The sequence below is a fragment of the Actinoplanes oryzae genome (genome assembly GCF_030757795.1).
GTDB lineage: Bacteria > Actinomycetota > Actinomycetes > Mycobacteriales > Micromonosporaceae > Actinoplanes.
This window is the reverse complement of sequence record NZ_JAUQWH010000033.1, coordinates 38,275-64,753: the sequence shown is the minus strand read 5'-3', so window position 1 is coordinate 64,753 and position 26,479 is coordinate 38,275. Positions and strand designations below refer to the sequence as shown.

General features: G+C 73.2%; 26 protein-coding genes and 1 pseudogene. 8 read left to right on the top strand and 19 right to left on the bottom strand.

All coding sequences use genetic code 11. The features are described from left to right. Window positions 1-680 (bottom strand): annotated as a pseudogene (locus RBH18_RS14070) (two-component sensor histidine kinase); the annotation flags it as partial. Continuing rightward, window positions 677-1,360, bottom strand: coding sequence for a response regulator transcription factor (locus tag RBH18_RS14065; RefSeq protein ID WP_306207692.1), 684 nt, complete (start codon window positions 1,358-1,360; stop codon window positions 677-679). The gene RBH18_RS14065 and the pseudogene RBH18_RS14070, both read right to left, overlap by 4 nt. Before the next feature lie 167 nt (window positions 1,361-1,527). Between RBH18_RS14065 and asnB the strand changes: the two genes are divergently transcribed. From asnB to RBH18_RS14045, 4 genes are all read left to right on the top strand, one after another. After that, a complete protein-coding gene (gene asnB / locus RBH18_RS14060; protein ID WP_306207690.1) occupies window positions 1,528-3,429 on the top strand; it encodes an asparagine synthase (glutamine-hydrolyzing) in 1,902 nt (633 codons plus the stop codon). A 127-nt stretch (window positions 3,430-3,556) separates the two neighbouring features. Next, on the top strand, window positions 3,557-4,840 hold the full coding sequence (locus RBH18_RS14055) for an ABC transporter substrate-binding protein (RefSeq protein WP_306207688.1): 1,284 nt from the start codon (window positions 3,557-3,559) through the stop codon (window positions 4,838-4,840). Window position 4,841: 1 nt separating this feature from the next. Then, window positions 4,842-5,717 (top strand): carbohydrate ABC transporter permease, encoded by an 876-nt coding sequence (locus tag RBH18_RS14050; protein ID WP_306207686.1) that lies wholly within the window; start codon window positions 4,842-4,844, stop codon window positions 5,715-5,717. Next, window positions 5,717-6,517, top strand: a complete 801-nt coding sequence (locus RBH18_RS14045; protein WP_306207684.1) for a carbohydrate ABC transporter permease — start codon at window positions 5,717-5,719, stop codon at window positions 6,515-6,517. Before RBH18_RS14050 ends, RBH18_RS14045 begins: the two co-directional genes overlap by 1 nt. 75 nt (window positions 6,518-6,592) lie before the next feature. Here RBH18_RS14045 and RBH18_RS14040 read toward each other — a convergent pair whose 3' ends face one another. Both RBH18_RS14040 and RBH18_RS14035 read right to left on the bottom strand, forming a co-directional pair. Then, window positions 6,593-7,045 carry a GNAT family N-acetyltransferase gene (locus RBH18_RS14040; protein ID WP_306207682.1) on the bottom strand — a complete coding sequence of 151 codons (453 nt, stop codon included), beginning with the start codon at window positions 7,043-7,045 and terminating at the stop codon, window positions 6,593-6,595. 47 nt (window positions 7,046-7,092) lie between these two features. After that, window positions 7,093-7,653 (bottom strand): alpha/beta hydrolase, encoded by a 561-nt coding sequence (locus RBH18_RS14035; RefSeq protein ID WP_306207680.1) that lies wholly within the window; start codon window positions 7,651-7,653, stop codon window positions 7,093-7,095. An 87-nt stretch (window positions 7,654-7,740) separates the two neighbouring features. Between RBH18_RS14035 and RBH18_RS14030 the strand changes: the two genes are divergently transcribed. Then, entirely contained in the window at window positions 7,741-10,968 is a 3,228-nt protein-coding gene (locus RBH18_RS14030) for a TIM-barrel domain-containing protein (RefSeq protein WP_306207679.1), read from the top strand. A gap of 13 nt (window positions 10,969-10,981) precedes the next feature. On the opposite strand, the gene RBH18_RS14025 is transcribed toward RBH18_RS14030, so the two are convergent. From RBH18_RS14025 to RBH18_RS14015, 3 genes are read right to left on the bottom strand one after another with little or no spacing between them, the layout of a single operon-like run. Then, the gene (locus tag RBH18_RS14025; protein ID WP_306207677.1) at window positions 10,982-11,545 is read right to left on the bottom strand and encodes a LytR C-terminal domain-containing protein; all 564 of its coding nucleotides are present in this window, start codon (window positions 11,543-11,545) and stop codon (window positions 10,982-10,984) included. After that, a complete protein-coding gene (locus RBH18_RS14020; protein ID WP_306207675.1) occupies window positions 11,532-12,041 on the bottom strand; it encodes an RNA polymerase sigma factor in 510 nt (169 codons plus the stop codon). The genes RBH18_RS14025 and RBH18_RS14020 overlap by 14 nt, the downstream gene beginning before the upstream one ends. Window positions 12,042-12,093: 52 nt before the next feature. Beyond that, complete coding sequence (locus RBH18_RS14015) at window positions 12,094-12,954, bottom strand: LysR family transcriptional regulator (protein ID WP_306207673.1); 861 nt, start codon at window positions 12,952-12,954, stop codon at window positions 12,094-12,096. Window positions 12,955-13,038: 84 nt separating this feature from the next. On the opposite strand from RBH18_RS14015, the gene RBH18_RS14010 reads away from it, so the two are divergent. Both RBH18_RS14010 and RBH18_RS14005 read left to right on the top strand, forming a co-directional pair. Next, a complete protein-coding gene (locus RBH18_RS14010) occupies window positions 13,039-13,911 on the top strand; it encodes an EamA family transporter (protein ID WP_306207671.1) in 873 nt (290 codons plus the stop codon). An 83-nt stretch (window positions 13,912-13,994) separates the two neighbouring features. Beyond that, complete coding sequence (locus tag RBH18_RS14005) at window positions 13,995-14,594, top strand: SET domain-containing protein (protein ID WP_306207669.1); 600 nt, start codon at window positions 13,995-13,997, stop codon at window positions 14,592-14,594. Between the two features lie 118 nt (window positions 14,595-14,712). Here the strand turns inward: RBH18_RS14005 and RBH18_RS14000 are convergent, their stop codons facing one another. The 11 genes from RBH18_RS14000 to RBH18_RS13950 all read right to left on the bottom strand — a co-directional run bounded on the left by RBH18_RS14000 (window position 14,713) and on the right by RBH18_RS13950 (window position 23,658). Next, entirely contained in the window at window positions 14,713-16,284 is a 1,572-nt protein-coding gene (locus RBH18_RS14000; protein WP_306207667.1) for a SpoIIE family protein phosphatase, read from the bottom strand. Between the two features lie 43 nt (window positions 16,285-16,327). Further along, complete coding sequence (locus RBH18_RS13995; RefSeq protein WP_306207665.1) at window positions 16,328-16,939, bottom strand: class I SAM-dependent methyltransferase; 612 nt, start codon at window positions 16,937-16,939, stop codon at window positions 16,328-16,330. 66 nt (window positions 16,940-17,005) lie between these two features. After that, window positions 17,006-17,554 (bottom strand): MerR family transcriptional regulator, encoded by a 549-nt coding sequence (locus RBH18_RS13990; protein ID WP_306207662.1) that lies wholly within the window; start codon window positions 17,552-17,554, stop codon window positions 17,006-17,008. A gap of 466 nt (window positions 17,555-18,020) precedes the next feature. Beyond that, the gene (locus RBH18_RS13985) at window positions 18,021-18,485 is read right to left on the bottom strand and encodes a bifunctional nuclease family protein (protein WP_306207660.1); all 465 of its coding nucleotides are present in this window, start codon (window positions 18,483-18,485) and stop codon (window positions 18,021-18,023) included. A 412-nt stretch (window positions 18,486-18,897) separates the two neighbouring features. Next, complete coding sequence (gene ftsR, locus RBH18_RS13980; RefSeq protein ID WP_306207658.1) at window positions 18,898-19,578, bottom strand: transcriptional regulator FtsR; 681 nt, start codon at window positions 19,576-19,578, stop codon at window positions 18,898-18,900. 62 nt (window positions 19,579-19,640) lie between these two features. After that, window positions 19,641-20,093, bottom strand: coding sequence for an oxoglutarate dehydrogenase inhibitor Odhl (odhI, locus tag RBH18_RS13975; RefSeq protein WP_306207656.1), 453 nt, complete (start codon window positions 20,091-20,093; stop codon window positions 19,641-19,643). 222 nt (window positions 20,094-20,315) lie between these two features. After that, complete coding sequence (gene gcvH / locus RBH18_RS13970; protein ID WP_305783236.1) at window positions 20,316-20,696, bottom strand: glycine cleavage system protein GcvH; 381 nt, start codon at window positions 20,694-20,696, stop codon at window positions 20,316-20,318. Between the two features lie 28 nt (window positions 20,697-20,724). Then, window positions 20,725-21,783, bottom strand: a complete 1,059-nt coding sequence (locus tag RBH18_RS13965) for a DUF881 domain-containing protein (RefSeq protein ID WP_306207653.1) — start codon at window positions 21,781-21,783, stop codon at window positions 20,725-20,727. A 2-nt stretch (window positions 21,784-21,785) separates the two neighbouring features. Then, window positions 21,786-22,118, bottom strand: a complete 333-nt coding sequence (locus RBH18_RS13960) for a small basic family protein (RefSeq protein ID WP_306207651.1) — start codon at window positions 22,116-22,118, stop codon at window positions 21,786-21,788. Next, complete coding sequence (locus tag RBH18_RS13955) at window positions 22,115-23,059, bottom strand: DUF881 domain-containing protein (RefSeq protein WP_306207649.1); 945 nt, start codon at window positions 23,057-23,059, stop codon at window positions 22,115-22,117. The genes RBH18_RS13960 and RBH18_RS13955 overlap by 4 nt, the downstream gene beginning before the upstream one ends. After that, entirely contained in the window at window positions 23,056-23,658 is a 603-nt protein-coding gene (locus RBH18_RS13950) for a CDP-alcohol phosphatidyltransferase family protein (RefSeq protein WP_306207647.1), read from the bottom strand. The genes RBH18_RS13955 and RBH18_RS13950 overlap by 4 nt, the downstream gene beginning before the upstream one ends. Before the next feature lie 236 nt (window positions 23,659-23,894). Between RBH18_RS13950 and RBH18_RS13945 the strand changes: the two genes are divergently transcribed. Beyond that, window positions 23,895-24,227 (top strand): YnfA family protein, encoded by a 333-nt coding sequence (locus RBH18_RS13945; RefSeq protein ID WP_306207645.1) that lies wholly within the window; start codon window positions 23,895-23,897, stop codon window positions 24,225-24,227. Window positions 24,228-24,502: 275 nt separating this feature from the next. Here the strand turns inward: RBH18_RS13945 and RBH18_RS13940 are convergent, their stop codons facing one another. After that, complete coding sequence (locus RBH18_RS13940; RefSeq protein ID WP_306207643.1) at window positions 24,503-26,464, bottom strand: vWA domain-containing protein; 1,962 nt, start codon at window positions 26,462-26,464, stop codon at window positions 24,503-24,505. Between the last annotated feature and the right edge of the window lie 15 nt (window positions 26,465-26,479).

The following is a 26,479-nucleotide window of genomic DNA, read 5'->3' as shown; positions in this document are numbered from 1 at the left end:
CCCGCGGAGCAGTCGCGCCACTGGGTGGTGAGCTGCCGGATCCAGGCGAGGTCGTGCAGCACCCGGGTCTCGGCGTCGCGGGCGCAGTCCGGGTGCTCCCGCAGCTGCTCGGGCGACAGGTAGGGCGCCCGGGTCAGCCCGAGCGGCTCCGTCAGCTCGTCCTCGGCGTCGGCGATGCAGCGGGCGGCCAGCAGCGCGGCGCGGTACTCGGCGGCCTGGCGGATCATCCGGGTCGCCGGGGACCCGGTCTGCGCGCCGGTGAAGAGCGCGGCCGGGGCGGCCGGCACATCAGGACCGCCGCCCTCGGCCGCGGCGGCGATGGCGGGGTCGAGCTGCGGGCGCGGGTCGATGCCGATGCCCGCGGCCTGCACCGGGGCGGCGGTGCGCCCGGCGATGGTGTCCGAGTCGGCCAGCACGACGCCGTCCTCGGTGCGCAGCTGCACGTGCAGCCGGTAGCGGCCGGACAGGTCGGCGACCAGCACGTCCACGCCGGGCCAGCCGCCGCGCACGAGCCCGAAGCCCTGCACCTCCTCGGCGAACTCCTGCTCGTGGCGGACGGCGTCGCGCTGCGCACGCTCGTACTCGCGGGAGGTGAGGCTCAGCGTCAGCCACGCGGTCGCGCCGATGGCCGTCACCGCCACCACCATGACGAGCACGAAGATGCGCAGCCGGAAGCTCACTGCTCGGCCATCCGGTATCCCCGGCCGTAGACCGTCTGCACGTAGCGGGGCTCGGCCGGGTTGGCCTCCAGCTTGCGGCGCAGGTTGACCACGTGCGCGTCGACCGTACGCTCGGAGACGTCCTGCTCGAAGCCGAAGGTCTTGTCGATGATCTGCCCCCGGGTGAAGACCCGGCCCGGCTCGCGGGCGAGCAGCTCGACGATGCCGAACTCCTTGGCGGTGAGGCCGACCGGGGCGCCGTTCACGCGCACCTCGAAGCGCCCGGGGTCGACCTCCAGGTCGCCCACCCGCAGCACCGCCGAGGGGCCGTCGGCCGTGCCGGCGCGGCGCAGCAGGGCCCGGACCCGGGCGGTGAGCTCGCGCGGGCTGACCGGCTTGGCCAGGTAGTCGTCGGCGCCGATGTCGAGCCCGAGCAGCATGTCGTTCTCGGCCGAGCGGGCGGTCACCAGCAGGATCGCGACGTCGGACTCGGCGCGCAGGATCCGGCACACGTCCAGCCCGTCGACGATCGGCATCATCACGTCGAGCACGACCAGGTCGGGACGCCGAGCCCGGGCGACCTCCAGCGCCGCCCGCCCGTCACCCACCGTGAGCACCTGGTGCCCCTCCCGCTCCAGGTAGAGGCGCAGCAGCTCAGCGTGCTTGCGGTCGTCGTCGGCGATGAGGATGCGTGCGGTCACGCGGGGATTCTGACCCGCCTCGTCAAGAAATGTTGGGAACCGATGAAGATCCGGACCGGTTTCCACGGCGCCGGGAAAACGCACGGCTTCCTCACAAGTTCCTCACAGGCCGGTTCCTACTGTTCCGCCATCGCCGACGACAGGAGTACGCGATGTGTGGTCTTGCCGTGTTCATCAGCAGCCGCCCGGGAGCCGGACAGCCCCCCGCCTTCGCGGCCGCGCTGGAGCTCATGCACCACCGGGGTCCGGACGACACCCGGGTCGAGGTGCGCGACGGCATGGCGTTCGGCTTCAAGCGCCTCGCCATCATCGACCGCGAGGAGGCCGCCCAGCCGGTGCACTACCCGGCCGAGGGCTCCGACGCCGGCCGCTGGACGATGGTCTTCAACGGCGAGATCTACAACTACCGGGAGCTGCGCGCCGACCTGATCCGCGAGCACCAGGCCACCTTCGCCACGCACGGTGACAGCGAGGTGCTCGCCGCCGCGTTCCACTACTGGGGAGCCTCCGCGCTGCCGCGGCTGCGGGGCATGTTCGCCTTCGTCGCGTACGACCACTGGACCGGCACCCTGCACGCCGCCCGCGACCAGTTCGGCATCAAGCCGCTCTACGTGCTGGAGACCTCGGACGGCATCTTCCTCGCCAGCGAGCGCAAGGCGCTGCTGCCCTTCAGCGGCAACTCCGGCGCCGCGCTGGACACCGACGCGCTGGCGCACTACCTGACCTTCCAGTACGTCCCCGAGCCGCTGACCCTGCACCGCCAGGTCAAGCGGCTGCAGCCCGGGCACCGGCTCACCTGGACCCCCGGCGGCGGCATCCGGATGGAACGCTACTTCCGCCCGTCGCTGCGCCCCCTCGCCCTGCAGCCCGAGGCGGCCCAGCACGCCATCCAGGCCGCCCTGCGCGACAGCGTCCGCAAGCACATGCACGCCGAGGTGCCGGTCGGCGCGTTCCTGTCCAGCGGCGTCGACTCGTCCGCGATCGTCGCGCTGGCCCGCGAGGTCAAGCCGGACCTGCACGCGTTCACCGCCGGCTTCGACGACCAGGCGTACTCCGAGATCGACATCGCCCAGCACACCGCCGACCAGCTCGGCGTCCGGCTCACCCCGACCTTGATCAACGAGGAGGACGTGATCCGGGAGCTGCCGCGGATCGTGCAGCTGCTCGACGACCCGGTCGCGGACCCGTCGCTGGTCCCGCTCTACTTCCTGGCCCGTACGGCCTCCCGGCACGTGACGGTGGTCCTGTCCGGCGAGGGTGCCGACGAGCTGTTCGGCGGCTACACGATCTACCGCGAGCCGCTGTCGCTCGCCGGCATCGGCAAGCTGCCGCCCAGCATGAAGCGCGGCCTGCGCAACCTCTCCCACGTGATGCCCGAGGGCATGAAGGGCCGCAGCTTCCTGGAGCGCGGCACCACCCCGATCGAGGAGCGCTACTGGGGCAACGCCCGCATCTTCGGCCCGGAGGAGAAGGCCACGCTGATGCGCTTCACCGCCCTGCCGCACACCGAGGTCACCAACCACCTGTACGCCGAGACGGCCGACGTGGACGACACGGCCTCCATGCAGTACGTCGACCTGCACACGTGGCTGCCCGGCGACATCCTCGCCAAGGCCGACCGCATGTCCATGGCCCACTCCCTGGAGCTGCGCGTCCCGTTCCTCGACCAGGCCGTCTACCAGGCTGCCGCGGGCCTCCCGACCGAGCTCAAGCTGCCCCACAACTCCAAGGGCACCAAGATGGCCCTGCGCGAGGCGATGCGCGGGATCGTCCCCGAGTCCGTCCGCGACCGCCGCAAGCTCGGCTTCCCCACCCCCACCCGGGTCTGGCTCAAGGGCGCGGTCGGCGACTGGCTCGGCGCGGTCATGGCCGCCTCGCAGGCGGACCACCTGCTCGACCTGGGGTACGCCCAGAAGCTCCTCCAGGAGCACCGCGCCGGCGTGGCCGACCACTCCCGCAAGGTCTGGACGGTCGCCATGTTCTGCCTGTGGCACGCCATCTTCGTCGAGGGCACGATCGCCCCGGCAGTTCCGCACCGCGCCCCGAGCGCTCCGCTCACCGTCGCCTGAGCCCGGTGCCCGGAGCGGGCCGGGCACCGGGGCCGGCACCATCGACGGCCTCCCCGATGGTCCGGCCCGAGCACCGCCTCGATCCTTGATCTTGTTCTCCCATGGGGCGCATGGGATATTGAGCGACATGAGCGTGCTGAGCCGTCGTCGTCTGTTGCAGCTGAGCGGCCTGAGTGCCGCCGGGGCCGTCCTCGCCGCCTGCGCGGGGCCGGGCGGCGAGGACGGGCCGTCGGCCGCGGGCGGCGCTGGGTTCGACGGGCCGGTGGAGGGCGAGCTGTCGTTCGCGCACTGGCGGGCCGAGGACAAGGAGGTGTTCGAGCAGATCATCGCCGCCTTCGTGCAGAAGCATCCGAAGGTGAGCGTGCGGCAGGACATCTCGCCGTCGAACGACTACCAGAGCACCGCCCTGCAGAAGATCCGCGGCGGCAGCGTGGGCGACGCGTTCACGGCGTTCCGCGGGGCGCAGTTCAGCGACATCGCGAAGGCCGGCGTCTTCAGTGATCTGTCGGGCCAGGACCTGGTCCAGCGCTATCAGCCGGCCCTGATCGCGGCCGGCGCGCGGGACGGCAAGCAGCTCGGCCTGCCGTACCAGCTGGTTTTCAACATGCCGGTCACCAACACGGAGCTGCTCGCGAAGCACGGGTTCGCGGAGCTGCCGGGCGACTGGGACGGCTTCCTGGCGATGTGTGACACGCTCAAGGGCAAGGGGGTCGTGCCGGTGGCGTGGCCGGGCGGCGACGCGGCCAACGCGGGACAGCTGCTCAACACGATGGTGATGAACAACATGCCCGCCGACGACGCGTTCGCCGGGATCGAGGCGGGACGCTACAAGGCGACCGACGACTGGTTCCTGACGACCCTGCGGCAGTACGCGCAGCTGCGGCCGTACCTGCAGAGCGGCGCGACCGGCACCGGAGCGGAAGCCGCGCAGCAGCTCTTCGCCACGCAGAAGGCCGCGCTGCTCGCCACCGGGTCGTTCATGGCCGGTGCGCTGCGCAAGCTCGGGGCGACCTTCCCCTTCGGCCTGTACGCGCCGATCACCACCACCGCGGACAAGGCCAGGTACGAGGGCGTGTTCAACGCCACGTTCATCCTCGGCGTGAACGCGAAGTCGGGCAAGCGGGGCGCGGCGCTCGCCTGGCTGCGGCACCTCTCCGATCCGGCCGTCGCCGCGACCTACGCCAACGGCACCGCGCAGCACGTGACCGTGCAGGGTGTCGAGTACACCAACGCCGACCTGAAGTCCTTCGAGCCGTGGCTGACGAAGAAGACGCTGCTCGCACCGCGGTTCCAGTTCGTCAATCTGGATGTGCGCTCGGCGGTCGAGAACGCGGCCGTGCAGGTCGTCGGCGGCACGTCGCCGGAGCAGGCGGCCGAGGCGGCGCAGCGCGTGATCGACCAGAAGCGCTGACGTGCGCCGCTTTCCGCCCGCCCTGCTGCTCTTCCCGATCCCGGCGCTCGCCCTGTACGGGGTGTTCTTCGTCCTCCCCGCCGTGCAGGGCCTGCAGTACGCGGTCACCGACTGGGACGGGTTCAGCCCCTCCTACAGCACCGTCGGCCTCGACAACTTCACGACGCTCGCCACGGGCGACGACCTGTTCCGGCACGCGGTCACGAACAACCTCAAGTTCCTGCTGACCGTCGTGCTGGGCCAGACCGCGCTCGCCCTCCTGCTGGCTGTCCTCCTCGTCTCCCGCACGCGGGCCACCGGACTGTTGCGGGGGCTGTTCTTCCTGCCGACCGTGCTGTCGTCGGTGTCGGTCGCGTTCGTGTGGCGGTTCGTCTACGACCCGACGTTCGGGCTGGCCAACACGCTGCTCGACGCGGTGGGCCTGGACCGGTTCCGCTCGGTCTACCTCGGCGACGAGGGCGCGGCGATCTTCTGCGTGGCCGCCGCGCAGATCTGGTTCCACGCCGGCCAGATGATGATCATCTACCTGGCCGGCATCCAGCAGATCCCGCCCGAGCTGTACGAGGCCGCCCGCACCGACGGCGCGACCACCTGGCAGCAGTTCCGCTACGTGACGTGGCCCATGGTCGCGCCCGCCACCGCCCTGGTCGTCGCCTACACCACGATCCAGTCGTTCAAGGCCTTCGACCTGATCCTGGGCCTCGGCGGCAACCCGCCCCGCCCGGCGCTGGACATCCTGTCGACGCGCATCTACACGACGTTCGCCAACAGCCAGCTCGGGTACGCGGCCGCCGAGTCCGTGGTCTTCATGCTCCTGATCGCCCTCGTGACCGTGACCCAGAACCGCCTCGCCCGTCGTACCTCCGGGGGCTCCTGATGCGCCGGGCCGTCCTCGCCGTCTACGCGCTGCTCATCGTCGTCCCGCTGCTGGTCGTGGTCGGCGGCTCGCTGAAGACCACGCAGCAGCTCTTCGACGCGCCGTTCGGGCTGCCCACCTCGCCGACGCTCGACAACTACGCGACGGTGCTGGGCCGCGGCGATCTGCTCCGGGTGCTGGGCAACAGCGCCCTGGTGGTCGGCGTGTCGGTGCCGGTCACGCTGGTGCTCGCCAGCCTCACCGCGTACGCCGCCACGCGCATCCCGGGCTGGCCCGGCCACGTGCTCTTCGGGGTGTTCGCCGCGGGCCTCGCCGTCCCCGCGCAGGCCATGATGATCCCGCAGTACGTCCAGTTCGACCGGCTCGGCCTGCGCGACAGCCTCGTGGGCCTGATGCTCGTCAACATCGTCGTGACGCTGCCCGTGGCGGTGTTCATCCTGACGGGCTTCCTGCGCACGCTGCCGCGCGAACTCTACGAGGCAGCCGGCCTCGACGGCGCCGGCCCGTGGACGACCTACCGCCGCATCGCCGTCCCGCTGTCGGCCCCGTCCCTGGCCGCGACCGCCATCTTCCTGGTCGTCATGCACTGGAACGACCTGCTGTACCCCCTGCTGTTCATCGACGACCCGGCCAAGCGCACCCTCCCGCTGGCCCTCCTCGACTTCCAGGGCGAATACCTCACCGACTATCCCCTCCTCTTCACCGGCGTGGTGGTCGCCTCCCTGCCGATGGTCCTCGCCTACGCCTTCCTCCAGCGCCACTTCGTCGCCGGCATCACCGCCGGCGCCGTCAAAGGCTGACGCCGTCATCCCGGGGCAGGTACCGGCGGCGATCAGGCGGACGCAGGATCGTGCCATGGGGGCGGGAGCAAGAGCTCAGAGGCTCAGCGAGTACGCCTGCCCACCGCCCACGAAGCCGGTCGCCCGCAGCACCCGCTGCGACGCCACGTTGCGGTCGCCGGTCCCGGCCCGCAGCCGCCGCAACCCGTACTCGTCACGGGCCCGGGCGATCACGCGCCGCACGCCGTCCTGCGCGACACCGCGCCCGGCGCACCGCTGCGCCACTCGATAGCCGAGCTCCGCCTCCCCGTCGGCCACGTCGTACAGGTTGAACCGGCCCATGATCGAGCCGTCGTCGTCGACCAGCACGTGGAAGTGGCAGAGCCCGCGCTCCTGCTCGGCCAGCAGCGCCGCGTGCCGCTCCGCGAAGTGCGCGAAATAGTCGTCCCCGCGGTCGGCGACGCTGCGCGTGAAGTACTCCCTGTTGTCCACTTCGAACCGCAGCACCCGGTCGGCGTGCTCGGCGCTGAGACGTTCCAGTCGAGGCATGATCCGCAATCTAGGGGCCGCACTGCGCGGCAGACCACCCGATTACCTCAGGGCCAGACCGCCCGGGCGAGGAAGTCCTCGACCGCGGTCGCCATGCGGCCCAGTGCCTCCGCCGAGGCCGCGAGCCGGCCGGGGACGTACAGGCCGTGGTCGGCGCCCTCGAGCTCGAGGACGTGCGGGGTCAGGTCGCGGGCCAGGGGGCCGTCCCAGCTGGGGTCGGCGGTGGCGCCGATCAGCAGGAAGGGCTCGGTGGCGGCGCGCAGGGCGGCGACCAGGCCCGGTTCGTGGAGCAGCGGGGTCACCCAGACCGCCGGCAGGCCGCGCCGGGTCACCTGCGGCGCCGCGTAGCTGCCGAGCGATTTCGCGAGCACGAGCGTGCTCGCGCCCGGGTGGTCCGCGGCGGCCCGGTCGAGCACCGCGGCCGCCTGGGTGTCCACCCAGGCCGGTCGGTCCCGCTCGGGCAGGCCGGTCAGCTCCTGCGGGCGCTCCCATCGGTGGGCGATGCGGTGCGCGCCGGCCCGTTCGGCGGCGTCGCCGGCGAACATCAGCGGCGGGGCGAAGGGGCCGAGCAGCGCCCCGGGAAAGATCACTGCCAGTCGATCGGTCACGCGCGCGAGCGTAGGGCGCGCCCGCCAATCGACGAGTTTGGATGATCGGCCGATGACAGGGGCGGCGGGCGGGATGAGGCTGCAGTCATGGCGGGACGGCGGAACAACTGGCTGGCGGGGGCGCTCGGCGTCCTTCTCGTGCTGATCGGCCTGCCCGGCGCGGCCGTGGCGGGCGGCGGGCGGATCGAGGTGCGCGGGCAGACCGTCCGGGCGGGGCATCTGCGGGTGCAGGTGCTCACCCCGACGCTGCTGCGCCTGGAGTACGCCGCCGACGACCGGTTCGAGGACCGGCCCAGTTTCAACGCCGTGGCGCGCGATCCGGCGCGGACGTGGTTCCGGGCCGAGAGCCGCGCCGGGGAGCTGGTGCTCCGGACGCGGAAGGCGATCCTGCGCTACGAGCTCGGCAGCGGGCCCGTCTCCCCGGCCACCACCACGCTCGTGGTGAACGGCCGCAGCGTGCACCCGGCGTTCGGGGCGCCGGCGCGCGACGATGCGCTCGGCGGCTGGTACCGGGGGCTGGACTACTACGACGGGCAGGCGGGCCCGGTCGAGCAGCTGCGGTTGCACGCCGGGATGCTGCACCGCGACGGCTGGTACCTGCTGGATGACACCGTCACCGCGCTGACCACGGCGGACGGCTGGGTCACGCCGCGGCCGCAGCGTTCCGGCGCGTACCAGGACGGGTACCTCTTCGCGTACGGCCAGGACTACCGGACCGGGCTCGCCGACCTGCGCACGCTCACCGGGCCCTCCCTGCTCCCGCCGAAGTGGGCGTTCGGCACCTGGTTCTCGAAGTACCAGGCGTACAGCACCGCCGACTACGAGAACGAGGTGCTGCCCGCCTTCCGGGAGCACGGCGTCCCCCTGGACTCGCTCGTCGTCGACACGGACTGGAAGGCGCCGAACCAGTGGGCCGGCTGGAACTGGAACCCCACGCTGTTCCCCGATCCGGAGAAGTTCCTGGCGGCGCTGAAGACGCAGGGCATCGCGACGACGCTCAACGTGCACGCCGCGATCTCCGGCGACGATCCGCGGTTCGCGGGCGCGCAGGCGACGGCGAAGGGCAAGCTGACCCCGGCGACGAGCAGCTTCGCGCCGAACCCGTACCGGTTCGACTGGTCCGACCGCGACCAGGCCGCCGCCTACGCGCAGCTGCACCGGCCGTTCGAGGAGCAGGGCGTACGCCAGTGGTGGCTCGACTACTGCTGCGACGACAGCGTCGTCGGCACGCCGGGGCTGACCGCGGACAGCTGGGTCAACGAGCTGTACCGCCGCGCCGGGGACGCGCGGGGGCTGCGGGGCTTCTCGCTGGCGCGCATCGGCGGGGCCTTCCCGGCGTACTCGCAGATCGGTCCTTCGGGTCCGTGGGCCGAGCACCGCAGCACCGTGCACTTCACCGGCGACACCCGGCCGGACTGGGCGACGCTGGCCGCGGCCGCCGCCATGACCCCGGCCGAGGCCGCCGCGGGGATGTCGCTGGTCAGTCACGACATCGGCAGCTTCGCGGGCACGCACCTGCCCGGCGACCTCTACCTGCGCTGGGTGCAGCTCGGGGCGTTCCAGCCGATCCTGCGGCTGCACTCCGACCACGGCGACCGGCTGCCGTGGGAGTACTCGTCCGCGGTCGCCGGGCCGGCCGCCGGCTTCCTGCGCCTGCGCGAGTCGCTGGTGCCCTATCTCTACACGGCCGCGCGGCAGACGTACGACACCGGACTTCCGATGGCCCGTGCGCTGTACCTGGCGTATCCCGGGCGGGCCGAGGCGTACGAGCACGACACCGAGTACCTGCTCGGCGATTCCCTGCTCGTGGCCCCGGTCACGAAGCCCGGGCTGAGCACCACGGCCGAGGTCTGGTTCCCGCCGGGCGTCTGGACCGACTTCTTCACCGGTACGACCTTCCGGGGCCCCGCCACCCGCACGGTCGCCGCCACGCCCGAGCGCATGCCCGTGTACGTCCGCGGGGGCGGCATCGTCACCCGCGCCCCGGACGACACCGTCAACGTGGCGCACCAGCCCCGCGACGAGGTGCGCGTCGCCGTCTACCCGCACGGCTCCACGACCAGTGAACTGTACGACGACGCCGGCGACGGGCTCGCCTACCGCACCGGCCAGTACACGCGCACCGGCCTGCGGTCGGCGCCCGGCGAGCTGACCATCGGCGCGGGCCCGCGGCGGCACTACACGGTCGAGTTCACCGGCGTCTCGCGGCCGCGTACGGTCACCGTCGACGGGCGGCCGGCGCGCTTCTCGTACGCCGGGAAGTCGATCGTCGTGCAGGTCACGACGGCCGGGCGGGTCACGGTGCGGCACGACGGGCGCCCGCTGACGGTGGCGCAGCAGCCGGCCGTCGACTTCACGCTCACGGCCCCCGACGGCCTGCAGTCCGGCGCCACGAGCCGGCTGGTGGCGACCGCCCGCAACGACGGGCCGGGCACGATCCGCGACCTGGCCGCCACGGTGACCGCCCCGGACGGCTGGCGGATCGCGGCGCGTACCCCGGCCACCGTGGCGTCGCTCGCGGCGGGGGCGAGCTTCAGCGTCACGTACGACGTCACCCCGGCCGGCCCGTCCCCGCGCACCGCGGACGTGGTCGGCCACCTCGCCTACCGCAATCCGGACGACACCGTCACGTCGCTGCCCGCCGCGCTGACCGTGCCCGTGCGCCCGGTCGACGTGACGTTCCGCGTGCTCGCGCCGCCGGGCACCCCGCCGGACGCGACCCTCTACGTGCCCGGCAACATCGCCGAGCTGGGCCCGTGGGATCCCGGCAAGCTCGCCATGACACCCCGGGGCGCCGGCGTCTGGGAGGCCACGATCACGGTTCCGGACGGCACCGACATCCAGTACAAGTACACCCGCGGCAGCTGGGAGACCGTCGAGGAGTGGGGCACGATCACCGGCACCAACAACCGCAGCGTCACCGTGGACGGCGGCATCACCCGCACGATGCTGGTCGACGACACGGCGACCGCCTGGGACGACCCGGATGTGCCCGACACGCACCTGGCGATCCAGTACTGGCGCGACCCACTCGTGGTCTCCGCCGCTGCCACGCCCACCGCGGTCACGGTCCGCTTCCAGCGCGACGTGCAGCCCACGGGCGCTGACTACAGCGGCTCGGTCACGGTCACCGGCCCGTCCGGCCCCCTCGCCGGTACGGTCACCGAGCCCGCCCCGGGCACGCTGCTGTGGACGCCGGCCGCGCCGCTCGCCCCGGGCGCGTACCCGGTGACCGTGGCCCAGGTCAGCAGCACCGGGGCGGCCGGCGTGCCGATCCGGCAGCCCTGGACGGCGACGCTCACCGTGGCCGGGTGAGCGCCGCCCGGGTTCAGCAGCCCGGCGGAGGGGTGGGCGCGCCCGCCTCGACCAGCGCCTGGTTGACCTCGGTCGTAGTGGCCAGCCCGGTGAACGCCGGGCCCACCGTCAGGTCCATCGTGTCGCCGGCCCGCCCCGGGTCGTACACCGGGGTGACGCCGGGCAGGTAGGCGCGCAGCAGGGCCGCGTCGCCGATCGCCTCGGGCCCGTAGCGCAGGACGGCCGGCCCGGTGTCCCCCGGCCCGCTCAGGACGGTGAAGCCGCGCTCCCGCAGGGCGGTGGCCGCTCCGGTGTCGGACACCCGGACCCGTACCTGGTCCGGGCTCGTCGGCAGGGTGACGACGCACTCGATCGGAACGGCGGCGCGCGAGGGTGGCGCGGCGGCCGGTTGCGGCGCGGGACCGTGCAGGGTCGCCACGACTCCGGCGGTGGTGGCCGCGGCGGCGACGGCGACGACCGTGGCGGTCAGCTGGGTGCGGCCCCGGCGGCGGCCGCGGGCGCGGATGTCGGCGGCCGGGGCGACCGGCAGCTGCGCCACGTCGTCCTCCAGCGCGCGGAGCTGGTCAGAGAGGGACATCGCTGGTCTCCAGTTCGTGGTCGCCGAGCAGCCCGGCGAGGGCGGTGCGGGCGCGGGAGAGGCGGGCTTTGACGGTTCCGGCGGGCACGCCGGTGCCGGTGGCGATGTCGGCGATCGACATGTCCAGCAGGTAGTGCAGCGCGACCACCTGCCGCTGGGCCTGGGGCAGCCGTTGCAGCGCGTCGACGACGGCGACCCGGTCCGGGGAGGGCCCGGCCGGGTGGGGCGGCGGGCCCAGGCGCGCCAGGGCGGTCAGCCGGCGGCGCAGGCTGCGCCAGCGGTTGGCGAGCAGCCGCCAGGCCACCGTGCGGACCCAGGCCTCCGGGTCCTCGTAGCGTGCGATGCGGGGCCAGTGCTGCCAGGCGCGGGCGAAGGCCTCCTGGGCCAGGTCCTGCGCCTCGGCCCGGTCGCCGCAGGCGGCGTAGAGGTAGAGCACGACCCGCCGGACCGTCGCGCCGTAGAAGGCGTCGAAGGCCGCGCTGTCGGTACCCGTCATGTCGGTTGTCTTTTCACATCGAGGAACACACCGCTGCCGTACGGATGGTTGCCTAGTTCTGCAACATCGTCAGGAGCAGGCCGAGCGCGGGCCAGGCGGCGCGGCCGCGGCGGGTGACGGCGTACGCCCTCAGGTGCACCTCGGGCCCGGTCAGCGCCACCAGCCGCACGCCGGAGGCCACGGGCATGTCGGCGGGCAGAAGCCCCACGCCCAGCCCCGCGACGATGAGCACCTGCACGAGGCCGAGGCTGTCCGCCCGGTGCACGATGCGCGGCTCGAACCCCTCGAGGGCGGCCACCGTACGGATGACGTCGTCATCGGCGGTGTTGCGCGAGTTGACGATCCAGTCGAGGTCGCGCGCGCCGGCGAAGCTCGCCGGGCCGCCCTCGCCCGGCACCCCGAGCGCCCACGGGATGCTCCACAGCCGGGAGACGGCGAACGCGGGGTCGAACGCCGCCGGTGCGAGGTTGTAGTCGTAGGTCAGGGCGAGGTCGACCTCGTCGGCGGCGAGCAGGGCGAGGGCCTCCGCCGGTTCGTGCTCGCGCAGCTGCAGGCGTACGCGGGGGTGGTCGCGGGCGAGCGTGCCGATCGCCGGGACCAGCGCCCGCCGGATCGCGGCGGCGAAGGAGGCGACGCGCAGGGTGCCCGCCGGCTCGGCCGCCGGGTCGAGGTCGAGCCGCGCGGCGTCGACGGCGGCGAGGATGTCCACCGCGTGGGCGGCCAGGCGCCGGCCCGCCGGGGTGAGCCGGACCCGCCGCCCCTCCGGCTCGACGAGCGTGGCACCGGCCTCCTTGGCGAGCACCGCGAGCTGCTGGGACACCGTGGAGGTGGTGACGTGCATCGCATCGGCGACCGCCCGCATCGACCCGAGGCGGGACAGTTCGAGCAGTAGCCGCAGGCGGCGGGTCTCCATCCCGTCATCGTTCAGGATTGCCGAACGGTATGTCCATGGTTTGCACGTGGACGTGAACAATGTTGCCGGCGTCTACTGGTCGGCATGCGTGGTGTCCCCCTGGCTCTGATCTCGATGCTGTTCGCCCAGCTCGGCCTCGCCCTGTCGGCCGGGCTGATCGACGACCTCGGCCCGGCGGGCGCGGCGTGGGTGCGGCTGTGCTGGGCGGGGCTGATCGTGCTCGCGCTCGTGCGCCCGCGGCTGTCCCGCTTCACCCGCGCGGGCCTGCTGAGCACGGTCACGCTCGGCGTGGTCACCGCGGGCATCACGATGACGTTCATGGGCGCGGTCGCCCGCCTGCCGCTGGGCACGGCCAGTGCGCTGGAGTTCCTGGGCCCGCTGGGCGTGGCGGTGTGGCGCGGCGGGCGCACGGCCAAGGGGTGGGCCGTGGTCGCCGCGGGCGGCGTGGTGCTGCTGACCTCGCCGTGGCGCGGGGAGATCGACCCGGTGGGCGTGGCCTTCGCGCTGGCGGCGGGGCTGTGCTGGGCGGCGTACATCCTGCTCACCCAGCGGGTCGGCGACCAGGTCCCGGGGCTGGCCGGCATCGCCGTCTCCCTGCCCGTGGCCGCCCTGGTGGCCACCGTGGTCGCGGGGCCGGCGGCCGCTCCCCGGCTGACCGGGCCGCTGATCCTCACCGCGCTCGGCGTGGCGGTGCTGCTGCCGATCGTCCCGTTCCTGCTGGAGTTCGTGGCCCTGCGCCACCTGCCGACCGCGGCCTTCGGCGTCCTGATGGCCCTCGAGCCGGTCTATGCCCTGGTCATCGGCGTCCTCGTGCTGGGCCAGCACCCCGGCTGGCCCGCCGCCGCGGGCGTGGCCTGCGTCGTCGCCGCGGGCATCGGTGCCGCCCGCGCGGAGCGCCGTCCCGCACCCGTAGAGTCCAGTATGGCCGGTCCCGTCCCCGAGCCCGTCGCCGGGTGAGCGCCGGTTCCGCGTGGTGAGAGGACCCTTCGCCGAGCACGTCCGGCAGCACGCACCCTGAGCCCGTGTCTACAGTGGCCGTCATGACTGCCTGGCCACCGCCGGCTCCCGACTGCTGGCTGCTGCCCTCCGTCAAGGTCCGCCCGTCCGCGATCGCGGGGGTCGGGCTCGTCGCCACCACCGACCTGCCGGCCGGGGCGCCGGTGTCCCGCCTCGGCGGCCGGCTGGTGACCACCTCCGAGCTGCGCCGCCTGCTCGCCGGGGCCACCGCGTACGTGGACACCATCACCGTGGCGAGCGGGGTGCACCTGGTGCTGCCGCCGGACCGGCCCGCCGGCAAGGGCAACCACAGCTGCGACCCCGGACTCTGGTGGGCCGGGCCCTACACGCTCGCGACGCGCCGCCCGATCGCGGCCGGCGAGGAGCTGACGAACGACTACGCGACCAGCACGGGCGAGCCCGCCTTCACCATGCCGTGCCGATGCGGGACGTCGTCCTGCCGCGGGATTGTCACCGGCGCCGACTGGGCGCGGCCGGACCTGCAGCAACGCTACGGCGATCATTGGGTGCCCGCCCTGCTCGACCGCATCCGCTCCGGCCCCTCCGACCGCTCCGGCCCCTCCGGCCCCTCCGGCCCCTCCGGCCCCTCCGGCCCCTCCGGCCCCTCCGGACAGGAGGCCTGACTCACGTCGTTGATCAAGCACGACGACGCGGACGCGACACCCGAGCGACGACGCACTCGCGAGCCGCCGCACGGCCGTCAGCCCGGTCCGTGTCCCCGCGCCGCCGGCCTGCGCCTGCTCAACCCTCGACCTGCTCGTGCCGCGGTGACGACGGTCGCAGGCGGACGACGGCCAGCGCGACGTCGTCCTCGGTGCCGGCCGCGAAGTGCCCCAGGATGTGGTCGGCGAGCTCCTCGGCGCTCCGGCCGGCCTGGCCGTCGAGGTGGCCGAGCAGGTCCCGGTAGCCGTCGTCGAGCGAGCCGGTGCGGCGCTCGATCAGCCCGTCGGTGTAGAGGACGAGCGCGGCGCCCGGCTCGAGCAGGACGCTGTGGTCCGTACGGGCGACGGGCGCCCGGGTGCCCAGCAAGGTCTCGCCCTTGGTCAGCAGCAGCCGCGGCGTGCCGTCCGGGGCGAGCAGGACGGGCGCCAGATGCCCGGCGTTGGACCAGCGGACCAGGTGGCTGCCCTCGGTCGTGACGTCGATGTCGGCGACGACCGCCGTGGCGAACTGCCGCACCCCGAAGCCGGCCATCGCCTCGTCCAGCGCGGCCAGGATCTCCGAGGGCGGCCGCACCACCGTGTACGAGATGCCGCGCAGCAGGTTGCGGATCTGGCTCATCGCGGCGGCGGCGCGCCGGTCGTGCCCCGTGACGTCGCCGATGACCACGGCGAGCCGGCCGTCGGGCAGCAGGAACGAGTCGTACCAGTCGCCGCCGACCTCGGCGCCCTCGGCCGCCGGCTGGTAGCGGACCGCGACCTGCAGGTGGTCGGGCTGGGCCGGCGGCTCGAGCAGGCTGCGCTGCAGCGCCTCGGCCAGCTCGCGCTGCAGGGCCGCCGCCCGCCGCTCCGCCTCCCGGGCCCGCGCCCGGGTGAGGCCCTGCGCCAGCGCGGTGCCGATGAGCCGGACGAAGCCCAGGTACGCCCCGTCGACCGGCAGGTGCGGGCTGAGCCGGATGACCAGCACCGCCTCCGCGCCGCCCAGGCGCATCCGGGCGAAGGTGCCCTCGGACGTCCGCTCCAGCGCCACCTCCCGCTCGGGCAGCCCGCACGCGCCCAGCTCGATGCTCACCGCGGGCAGATCCTCGGAGCGCAGGGCCGGCGGGGCGTGCTCCAGCAGCCCGCTCACGTCCCCGGCGGCGGCCAGGCTGTCGTTGAGCCGGCTCAGCAGCGCCAGCCGGCGATGTGCCAGCACCTGCCGGGTGGTCTCCCACACGATGTCGATGACACCCTCGACGGCGCCGTCCGTTCCGCGCACCGGCGAGTAGGAGAAGGTGAAGTAGGTCTCCTCCGCGAACCCGTGCCGCACCAGCAGCAGCCGCAGATCCTCGAAGAACGTGGTGCTGCCCTCGAGGTACACCCGCTCGAGCATCGGCCCGATGGTGTCCCAGATCTCCGGGAAGACCTCCGCGCACGGGGAACCGAGCGCGGCCGGATGCTTGTCGCCCAGAATCGGTGCGTACGCCTCGTTGTAGAGCAGCACCATCTCGGGACCCCACAGCAGGGTCGCGGGGGTGCGGGTGCCGAGCACCAGATCCAGGGCGCCACGCAGGGCGGGACTCCAGGTCCGCGCCTCGCCCACCGCCGTCGCACCCCAGTCCACCCGCCGGTACGCGTCCAGCAGCGAGCCGGCGGCGGCGAACGGTTCGGTCACCCGCCGAATCTAACCCCCGCCGATCATCGGAGCACGGCAGGACTCACGCCCGGCGGGTCAGCCGCAGCGTGCTGTCCGTGCGATGCGTGGGCGTGCCGTCGGGGCCCTGCTGGATGCGGTCGTGTTCCTCGCTGACCTCGAGGTCCCACTCCCCCGGCGCCAGCGCGAGTTCCGCCACCAGCTCGCCCGGCGACAGGAAGCGCACCTCGCCGTCGTCGGGATGCGGGTGCGGGCCGTGGCTCTGGTGGCTCTCGATCAGCAGCACCCCGCCCGGCGCCACCGCCCCGGCCGCCCGGCGCAGGATCTCCGTGCGCGGGAAGTCGCCGTAGTCGTGCAGGAACTGCGCGCTCACCAGATCGAACTGTCCCTGCGGGAACGTCCGGGTGAGGTCGTGACGCTGCAGGTCGACCTTCACGCCGGCCTCCTCGGCGTGCCGGGCGGCCCGGCCCAGCGCGATCGGCGAGATGTCGACGCCCGTGACCGTCCAGCCCTGCCGCGCCAGCCACACCGCGTCCGCGCCCTCGCCGCAGCCCAGATCGAGCGCGGTGCCCGGGGCCAGGGCGGCGACCTGACCCACCAGCGCCCTGTTCGGCTCGCCGCTCCAGATGCGCTCCGACGCGGCGTACTTGTCGTCCCAGAAACCCTGTCTGTCCATGCCGCTCAGCATGATCGCCGCGGCGCCTCACCCGGCACCTTCTTTGCCACTATGGCAAAAAGAAGGTCAGCCGGCGCGGCGGCGGGCGCGGCGGGCGGCCAGCTCGTCCCCGGCGGCGGGCTCGGCGGGCAGACCCACCGGCTGCGGCACGGCGGGCTCCGCGGGCAGGTGCGACAACGAGCCCTGAATCTCCTTGAAGGCGCCGCCGATCGCGATGCCGAACACGCCCTGACCGCCCTGGAGCAGGTCGACGACCTCCTCCGGCGACCGGCACTCGTACACCGTCGTGCCGTCGGAGATCAGCGTGATGCCGGCCAGGTCCTCGACCCCGCGCGAGCGCAGCGTCTCGATGGCCTTGCGGATGTTCTGCAACGACACGCCCGCGTCGAGCAGCCGCTTGACGACCTTGAGCACCACCAGGTCACGGAACGAGTAGAGCCGCTGGGTCCCCGACCCGGACGCGTCCCGGATGCTCGGCACCACGAGCGTCGTCCGCGCCCAGTAGTCGAGCTGGCGGTAACTGATGCCGACCGCCTGGCACGCGGTGACCCCGCGATACCCGACCTCGCCGTTCTCCCCGACGAGAGGACCCTCCTGAGGATCTGAGTCGTGCACGCGACTACCTCCCCGCTGCGCGGTGCCGCTTCACCTTGACCCGACGAGCCTATAACTCAGGGTGCCCGCACACCGGGAGGTAATGCCGCGACACGCCGCATACGGACGACAGCCGCCACGCCGGGGACCGCCCCGGATCAGCTCGGCGGCCCCATGAGCACGGCCCGCCACCCGGCACCGCGCCCCGGCTGACCGCTTCTGCCGCCCCCGCCGGGCCACCGGCGACGCCCCGCGCCGGGCCCGTCAGGCCCACCCGGGCCACCGGAGCCGTCCCGCCTCTCGGACCCCCGACCGGGCCACCGGAGCCGTCTTGGCCTGCGGACCCCCGACCGCGCTCGACCGCGCTTGCCCCCGACCAGGCCACCTGGCGCGGCGTCCACGAGCGCGGGCTGGTCCGGTCCCGCCTCGCCGGAAAACACGGACGCCCGCCGCCGACCGGCAACGGGCGTCCGGAAAGCTCTGCTCGTCAGCCCGCGAAGTCCTCGGGCCGGACCTGGTCGAGGAACTCGCGGAACTTCTCGACCTCGTCCTCCTGCTCGTCGGGGATGACGATGCCCGCCTCGGTCAGCACCTCGTCGGCGCACCGGATGGGCGCGCCCACCCGCAGCGCCAGGGCGATCGAGTCGCTCGGGCGGGCCGAGACCCGCACGCCGTCGCCGATCAGCAGGTCGGCGTAGAAGACGTTCTCCTTGAGCTCGGTGATCTCGACCGCCTCCAGCGGCGCCTTGAGCGCCGTCAGGATGTCCCGCAACAGGTCGTGGGTGAGCGGCCGGGCCGGCTTGACCCCCTGCTGCTCGTAGGCGATGGCGGTCGCCTCCACCGCACCGATCCAGATCGGCAGGTATCTGTCCCCGTCGACCTCCCTGAGCAGGACGATCGGCTGGTTGCTGGGCAGCTCCACCCGAACTCCGACCACGCTCAGCTCGCGCACCGCCCGCCTCCGTGTCGCACGTCGTCGCTGTCCAGCAGAACAGCCGGCTGTCCTCGACGGAACAGCCATTGGCCCTGTCGATCATCGCGAACGACGATCTTCAGGCTGTTTCCCGCCCTATCCTGCACGGTACACGGGTGCCCGGGTACGAGCGCCACACGTGTGCCGTGTCCGTTCCAGCCGGGCTTACCCCCTCCCGGCCGCGCCAACCGCCGGAACGCGCCTGGTCAGTGCCACTTTCCCGGAGCACCCCCGGCACGGGCTGCGGCGCGCGTCACTCCCGCGGGCCGCGTCCGCGCAGTTCAGCGCTCGGCGTAACCGCCCGCACGAGCCGGCGAAGGCCCGGCAGAACCGCCCGGACGGTACGACAAAGGCCCGGCGGAACCGGGCCTCGTAAGGGAAAACAGGTCGATCAGCGGCCGAGCGTGTCCCGCAGCCCCGCCCGCACCAGCGCCGCGTGCAGCCGTTGCGACAGCGTCTGCAGCTCCCGCGCCGTCTCCGCCGCCCGGGCCCGCGCCGCCGGGTCCTGCTGCCGCACCAGCGGGGCCAGCAGCTGCGTGAACAGCCCCAGCTCCCGATCGGCGCCGGTCCGGAACGCCCGCAGGTGCCGCACCTCGAGGCCGTGCCGGGCCAGACCCACGACCGCCTCGACGATGACCACCGCGTCGCCGTCGTACCACCCCGGCGGCCGGGAGGTGACCAGGCCGATCTGCTCCAGCTCGGCGAGCAGCCTGTCCTCGACGCCCGTCCGCTCGACCAGGTCGGCGCGCGAGACCCGGCTGTCGACCGGGTCCGCGGCCACGTCGGTGTCGGACCCGACCGCCACCAGCGACGGGCGCTGCCGCACCAGGGGCTCGTCGCCCCGCTCCAGCGCCTCCAGCTGCTCGCGGATCACGCGCAGCGGAAGGTACTGGTCGCGCTGCGCGGTGAGCACGAAGCGCAGGCGGGCGACGTCGTTCCACGAGTACTTCCGGTAGCCGGAGGCGGTGCGCTGGGGATCGACCAGCCCCTCCGCCTCCAGGAACCGGAGCTTCGAGATGGTCGTGTCGGGGAACTCCGTGCGCAGCTGAGCGAGGACCTCCCCGATGCTCATCAGCGCAGCGTCACGACCCGGACGTGCCGCGCCCGGATCGTGTGCCGCCGCCCCCGCCGGGTTCACGCCCCGCCGCCCTCGCCCTCCGGCCTCGGGCCGGCGATGAAGACGAGGCGGAACTTGCCGATCTGCACCTCGTCACCGTTGCTCAGGGTCGCCGACTCGACCCGCTCCCGGTTCACATACGTGCCGTTGAGCGAGCCGACGTCGCGCACCGTGAAGATGCCGCCGTCGCGGTGGAACTCGGCGTGCCGGCGCGAGACCGTCACGTCGTCGAGGAAGATGTCGCTGTCGGGGTGCCGGCCGCTGGTGGTCACGTCATGGTCCAGCAGGAACCGGGCGCCCGCGTTCGGGCCGCGGCGCACGACCAGCAGCGCCATGCCGGGCGGCAGCGAGCCGGACATCCGGCTCGGTACCACGTCGGTCTCCGGCCCCTCGAGCACCTCGTCGAGCGCTCCGAGGTTCAGCGTGGACGTGACGTCGAGTGGGGGGAACTCGTCGTCTGGGCGCGTCATGGACCACCTCACGGATCATTTCGGTCGCCGCCCGACGACGGAGGGTGAGCGATGACCGGGCCTGAAGGCCCGGGCCCCGCAGCGCCCCCGCCGCCGCTGCCCGGAGGCCCGGACGCACGACTATCGGTTTCGAGTGACTACATTCGTACTGGTGCTCCGCGAGCCTAGTCAGCACCGAAATACCGGGCAACCGGACACACGGGAGAAGCGGAAGGCTGTCGATCAGCCTTCGGTCAGCGCCTGGTAGGCCGCGGCGTCCAGCAGCGCCGCGACGGCCGCCGGGTCGTCCGGGGCGATCTCGACGAGCCAGCCGGCCGCGTAGGGCTCGGCGTTGATCAGCTCCGGCTCGTCGGCGAGCGAGCCGTTGCGCGCCACCACCGTGCCGGACACGGGGGCGTAGATCTCCGAGACGCTCTTGGTCGACTCGATCTCGCCGAACTGCTCGCCCGCCTGCACCGTGGCACCCTCCTCGGGCAGCTCCACGTAGACGATGTCGCCGAGCGCGTCCTGCGCGAAGTGGGTGATGCCCACGCGCACGGGACCGGTGCCGTCGCCGGACACCCACTCGTGCTCGGCCGTGTACCGAAGATCCTCGGGAATCACTCGTTCCTCCGTCGACAAGCGCGCCCGCTCAGGAGACCGGACGCGCATACTGCAGGCTGGCAGGCTGACGCACCGCGGTCACCTCGACCGTGGCGCGCTGCTCCATGGTCACGTTACCGCCGGCCTGGGTCACCGACGCCACCACCCCACCGGGGATCTGCAGCGCCGTCTGCATGGTGCTGGGCACGCCGATCACCGTCAGCGTGTAGGGCCCCGTCAACTGCTGACCGTCCGCGATGATGTCGCCACCGGCCGCGTCGACAAAATAGGACGAAGCGACCACCCGGACCGCGACGCCGTTGTCGCCGACCAGCTGCATCACCTCGCCACCGGCGCCGCGCAGCTCCTGCACCGCGTTCAGCACCGCCGACGCCTTGACCGCCTGGGCATCCGGAGCGATCTTGATCACCAGGCCGGGGCCGCTCGCGGGGACCGTACCGGACAGCAGGCCGAGCTCGTCGGCGCGCTTGCCCGCCTCCGCGAGGGCCTCCTCCCGCCCGCCGACGTCCGACGTCAGCTGCCGGCGACTGTCGTCCAGCGCCGCGATCTCCTGCTGCAGGCGCTGGTCACGCGCCTCGAGATCGGACAGGATCCGGACCAGGTCGTCCTGCCGCATCGACGCCAGCTGCGAGTCGTCGTCATTGCTGCGCAACTGCACCACCAGCGTGAAGCCGAACAACGCCAGCAGCAGCCCGATCAGCAGCCCGGCCGACGACAGCTTGCGCGCCTTGGCCGGCAGCGTCTTCTCCGGCTGCCCCTCCTCCGGCGCCGCCTCCCCCGGTTCCGCGTCCTTCGGAGCGGCCTCGCCCGGCTGCACGTCCTCCGGAGTGACCCTGTCCGGCAGCGCGGCCTCCGGAGTGACCTTGCCCGGCTGCGCGGCCTCCGGCTTCGCCTGCTCCGGGTGTGCCGTTTCCGGCGAGGTCACCGGGTCGGATGACTCCGGCGCGGCCACCGCGGCCGGTTCCGGCTCCTTCTCCGGTACGGCCGGAGCGTCGCGCTCCGCCTCCGGCTTGTCGCGCAGCGGATTGCGCATCGGCACCGTCTCCTCCTCGTCCGGGGAGACAGGGCGCGGGGTGTCATTCGTCATGACTATGCCCGGAACAGGTGGCGCCGGATCGCCGCCACGTTGCCGAAGATGCGGACCCCGAGCACCACCACGACGCCGGTGGACAACTGCGTGCCGACGCCGAGCTGGTCACCCAGGTAGACGATCAGCGCGGCCACCACCACGTTGGCGATGAACGACACGACGAACTGCTTGTCGTCGAAGATGCCGTCGAGCTTCGCCCGTACCCCGCCGAACACGGCGTCGAGCGCCGCGACCACCGCGATCGGCAGGTACGGCTCGAGCGCCGGCGGGACGCTGGGGTGGAACACGATGCCGAGGGCGACCCCGGCGATCAGGGCGACTACGGGAATCATCTGCCGCCTTCCGACGGTGTGGGGGACACGGCGGGCGACGGGCCGCCCGGGGCTGTGGTGGCGTTCTTCGCACTACTGGCGGACGCGGCGGGCGTGGCCTGGCGCAGAATCGGCTCGGTGGCCGCCTCCAGGGTCACCTCGCCGATCTCCGCGACGTCGTAGGACATCCCGTACCGGCTCTTGAGCGCCTGGAAGAACTGCCCGGCCGCCCCGTCACCGAAGTCGTCGGCCAGGTCACCGGGCCCGATCGCGATCACCTGGTACGGGGTGCTGACCGGATGGAAGTCCACGAGAATCGCCTCGCCGGCCTGCCGGATCGTCGACGTGGCGGTGAGCCGCTGACCGTTGATCGCGATCGCCTCGGCGCCCGCCGCCCAGAGACCGTTCGCCGCCCGTTGCAGGTCGGTGTCGCGTACCCGGGAATCGGTGCTGCGCTCCCCGGTCGCCGGATCGATCGGCGTGGGACCGTCGCCGACCGTGACGCGGGTGCCGTCACCGCGTACGGCAGCAAGACCGGTCTGGGCCTCCAGCAGCCGCAGCCGGGCGACGGCCGCACCACCCAGCTGCCGTTCCCGCAGATCCGCCACCTCGGCGCGCAGCTGCTCCGCCTGGTCCTGCAGCTGCGCCATCGTCACCCGGCGCTGCTGCACCTGGTCGACCAGCGTCGCCCGCGCCTTCGCCCGCGCCGGCTCGTCGGCGACGGTCTGCTGATAGGCCAGCACGAGCAGGAAACCGAGCGCCACCAGCGTCAGCGCGGTGACGCCACTGAGCACCTTCTTGCGGGTGCCGGTGGGACCCTCGCCCCGGGCCTTGCGCGCCGCCGCCTCCGCATAGCCGGGATCGAGCGGATTGCGGAACAACTCGGTCAGAAAGTCGGGGGTGAAGGTCCGCTTCGGTTCCTGCGGGGCACTGCCGGGGGCGCCGCCGACGGGCTCGGTCATCGGGCGACGGCCGCGCGGTCGGCGCGCAGCAGGGCGCTCGCCTGCGCCAGGTAGAGGACCGCCGCCGCCCAGTAGAGACCGAGCGCCCACCACGCCAGCCCCCACCCGATCGGCAGCGCCCACGGGTCGATCGACGGCACGGCCTCGGCGAGCAGCATCACCGGGAAGGCCGCCAGCAGCACGAACGTGCCGGTCTTGCCGACATAGTGCACGGGCGGCGGACCGTAACCGTGGCGGCGCAGGATCAGCAGCGCCACACCGAGCACCGCCTCGCGCAGCAGCAGCGCCCCGGTCAGCCACCACGGCACGACCTCGCGCATCGTGAAGCCGACCAGCGTCGCCAGGATGTAGAGCCGGTCCGCGAAGGGGTCGAGCAGCTCGCCGAGGCGGCTGACCGAGTTCATGCGGCGGGCGACGTAGCCGTCGACCCAGTCGGTCGTGCCGCCGAGCGCCAGCACGATCACCGCCGCGACGTCGTGGTGCGGGCCGAGCAGAAGATAGAGGAAGAGCGGCACGCCCAGCAGGCGCACGAAGCTGATCACGTTGGGAATGGTCCAGATCCGGTTGGCGGCCTGCACCGGCGCAGCGTGCTGCGTCACGGCGCCCCCTCTCCCCCACAGCCGGCCCGGGCCCCGCCCGCGGGCCTGATCACGCCGCGCGGGACGCCCTCCCCCCTGGAAGGCGAACCGGAGCGCGCACCGGGCCGGTCACTCGCCGGGCCACTATATCCAGCCGCGTCCCTCGCACCCGTCACCCGTGCCGCGCCGTTCCCCGCTTGTTACCCACAGCACACTGTGTACGGCATCCTAGGAGGATAGGTTGATAGGGTGCGGGGGTGGTCGTCTTTCGCTCCATCGTGCTGTTCCTGCTGGCAGCGGTCGCCGAGATCGGCGGCGCCTGGCTCGTCTGGCAGGGTGTGCGCGAGCACCGCGGCTGGACGTGGATCGGCGCGGGTGTCATCGCGCTGGGCCTCTACGGCTTCGTCGCCACTCTCCAGCCGGACGCCGCCTTCGGCCGCATCCTCGCCGCCTACGGCGGTGTCTTCGTGGCCGGCTCCCTGGCCTGGGGCATGATCGCGGACGGCTACCGCCCCGACCGCTGGGACATCGCCGGCGTCCTGCTCTGTCTCGCCGGTGTGGGCTTGATCATGTACGCCCCGCGCAGCTGACGCCCGCCCTCCGCGTCACCCATGCCCGGGGCCACCGTGCCGGGCTCGCCCCGTCGACGGCCACCGCACGTGCACGAGGCCGTCGCCGACGATCACGTCGCCCGGCGTGGCTCCCCGGCGTGGCTTGTCTACGTGGCTTCCCGGGCGTGGCTTCCGGGCGTGGCTTGCCTGCGTGGCTCCCGGAAGTGGCTTCCCGGCATGGTTCTCGGCAGCGACGGTGAGGCGCCGCTCCTCGCCGGGGGCGCGGCGCCTCGTCCGTCGTGCGTGGGTGAAGGTCAGCGTTTGCCGCGCCGGCTCCGCACATAGTCGTCCACGACGTAGCGGCCGAGCTCCTCGGCCTCCGGGCTGAACACCCGGCCCCCGCTGCGCCGGGCGACGGCGTCGACGAAGCGGCGCAGGCCCGGGTCCTCGCCGAGCATGAAGAGGTTGAGCGTCGCGCCGTAGCGGGTCAGCTGGTCGACCTCGCGCACGGTCGCCTCCACCGTCTCCGGCAGGGTCGGCCAGTTGAACCAGGCCGTGCCGTCGTCCTCCAGGTGCGCGGTCGGCTCGCCGTCGGTGACGACCAGGACCACCGGCTCGGCGCCCGGGTGGCGGCGCAGGTGCCGGCCCGCGAGCTTGAGCGCGTGCTGGAGGTTGGTGCCCTTGACCATGTCCGGCTCGATGGCCGCCAGCTCGCCCTGGGTGAGCGGCATGGCGTACTTGTTGAAGCCGATGATCTGCAGCGAGTCCTGCGGGAACTGGGTGGCGACCAGGTGCGACAGCGCGAGCGCCGTCTGCTTCATCGGGCCCCAGCGCTCGTCGGCGAACATCGAGTACGACAGGTCGACGCACAGCGCCACCACCGCCGACGCGCGCCGTTCCGTCTCGGCGACCTCGAAGTCCTCCGGCAGCAGCCGCACCGGGAGCGTGCCCGTGCCTCCCCCGGCGCGGCGGCGGACCGCGTTGCCGATCGTGCGGACGACGTCGAGCGGCTGCTCGTCGCCGAACTGCCAGCGCCGCGACGATCCGATCAGGTCGCCGGCCGCCCCGGCGTCCCGCAGGTCGTGCTCGCCGCGCTGCTTGCCGGTGAGGTCCTTGAAGATCTGCGCCAGCGCCGTGCGGCCCAGCCGGCGCAGCGCCTTCGGCGACAGGGTGAGGCCGTCACCGTCGCGGGTGACCCAGCCCTGCCGGCGTAGCTCCCGCTCGAGCTCCCGCAGCCGCCGGACGTCGTCGGCCGCCCCACGCCCGAGCTGCCGCTCGACCGCCTCCACATCGACGTCGTCGAGGGTGGCCCCGGGCCGCCCGTCGTCGAGCTGGTCGAGCAGGTCGTCGAGCTCGGCGAGGTCCTCGAGGGCGGCGGTGGCGTCGCCGTAGCCCAGCTCCTCCCGGCCGCGCATCCGCTCGCCCCGGCCCCAGTTGAGCTGGGGCCGCAGGGCGCGCAGGTTGTCGGTGAGCTCGCCGAGCTGACCGCGCAGGGGCCCGTCCCCGAGCGCCTGGTCCATCAGCCGGGACAGCTCCTCCTGCTGCTGCGGGCTGAGCGACCGCATCAGCCGCTCGGCCGCCGCCGCCCGCCGGGCCAGGGAGTCGATGAGCTCCTCGACGTTCTCCGGCTTCTCCGGGAAGAACTCGCCGTGCTTCTCCATGAACTGCTGGAAGGCGTCGCCGGTGTCCTCCCCCCGGGCGTGCCTGCCCAGCAGGTCGTTGAGGTCGCCGAGCATCTCGGAGAGCCGCTGATCGGTGGCCAGGTCACCGTTCTGCAAGGCGTCGCGCATGCCGGCGAACCGCTGCTCAACGACCTCCCGGCGCAGCCCGTCGAGGATCTGCTCGTACGTCTGCCGGGCCTCGGCACTCTGCCAGTCGTAGTCGCGCAGCTCTTCGATCGCCCGCGACGTCGACCGGGGCAGGTTGTCGAGCACCGCCTCGTTGAACCGGGCGTCCAGGTCGTCGCGGCCGCGCAGCTCGTCGCGCTCGGCGGCGAGGGCCTGGTCGAGCTGCTGCCGCGCCCGGGTCACCGCGCCGTCGAGGTTGCCGCGCCGCAGGGCCTCCCGGCGCAGCCGCTGGGCCCGGGAGCGCAGGTCGTCGAGGCCCCTCCCCTCGCGGGGCCCTTGGCGCAGCAGGTCGCGCAGCGCGTCGCGCAGGTTGTCGCCGGCGAGGACCCGCTCGCCGACCTCGTCCACGGCGGCCCGCACGTCGTACGGGGGTGCGAGCGGGTCGGGCCCGTCGTTCCAGGCCCCGTACCGGAAGCGGTTTCCGGCCATCGCCTACCTCCCCTC

Excerpts from the sequence above, each read along its gene's own strand:
- RBH18_RS14055 (WP_306207688.1), top strand. The coding sequence starts at position 3,557 with ATGAGCGTGCTGAGCCGTCGTCGTCTGTTGCAGCTGAGCGGCCTGAGT.
- RBH18_RS14045 (WP_306207684.1), top strand. The coding sequence starts at position 5,717 with ATGCGCCGGGCCGTCCTCGCCGTCTACGCGCTGCTCATCGTCGTCCCG.
- RBH18_RS14040 (WP_306207682.1), bottom strand. The coding sequence starts at position 7,045 with ATGCCTCGACTGGAACGTCTCAGCGCCGAGCACGCCGACCGGGTGCTG.
- RBH18_RS14030 (WP_306207679.1), top strand. The coding sequence starts at position 7,741 with ATGGCGGGACGGCGGAACAACTGGCTGGCGGGGGCGCTCGGCGTCCTT.
- RBH18_RS14025 (WP_306207677.1), bottom strand. The coding sequence starts at position 11,545 with ATGTCCCTCTCTGACCAGCTCCGCGCGCTGGAGGACGACGTGGCGCAG.
- RBH18_RS14020 (WP_306207675.1), bottom strand. The coding sequence starts at position 12,041 with ATGACGGGTACCGACAGCGCGGCCTTCGACGCCTTCTACGGCGCGACG.
- RBH18_RS14015 (WP_306207673.1), bottom strand. The coding sequence starts at position 12,954 with ATGGAGACCCGCCGCCTGCGGCTACTGCTCGAACTGTCCCGCCTCGGG.
- RBH18_RS14010 (WP_306207671.1), top strand. The coding sequence starts at position 13,039 with ATGCGTGGTGTCCCCCTGGCTCTGATCTCGATGCTGTTCGCCCAGCTC.
- RBH18_RS14005 (WP_306207669.1), top strand. The coding sequence starts at position 13,995 with ATGACTGCCTGGCCACCGCCGGCTCCCGACTGCTGGCTGCTGCCCTCC.
- RBH18_RS13995 (WP_306207665.1), bottom strand. The coding sequence starts at position 16,939 with ATGGACAGACAGGGTTTCTGGGACGACAAGTACGCCGCGTCGGAGCGC.
- ftsR (WP_306207658.1), bottom strand. The coding sequence starts at position 19,578 with ATGAGCATCGGGGAGGTCCTCGCTCAGCTGCGCACGGAGTTCCCCGAC.
- odhI (WP_306207656.1), bottom strand. The coding sequence starts at position 20,093 with ATGACGCGCCCAGACGACGAGTTCCCCCCACTCGACGTCACGTCCACG.
- RBH18_RS13965 (WP_306207653.1), bottom strand. The coding sequence starts at position 21,783 with ATGACGAATGACACCCCGCGCCCTGTCTCCCCGGACGAGGAGGAGACG.
- RBH18_RS13960 (WP_306207651.1), bottom strand. The coding sequence starts at position 22,118 with ATGATTCCCGTAGTCGCCCTGATCGCCGGGGTCGCCCTCGGCATCGTG.
- RBH18_RS13955 (WP_306207649.1), bottom strand. The coding sequence starts at position 23,059 with ATGACCGAGCCCGTCGGCGGCGCCCCCGGCAGTGCCCCGCAGGAACCG.
- RBH18_RS13940 (WP_306207643.1), bottom strand. The coding sequence starts at position 26,464 with ATGGCCGGAAACCGCTTCCGGTACGGGGCCTGGAACGACGGGCCCGAC.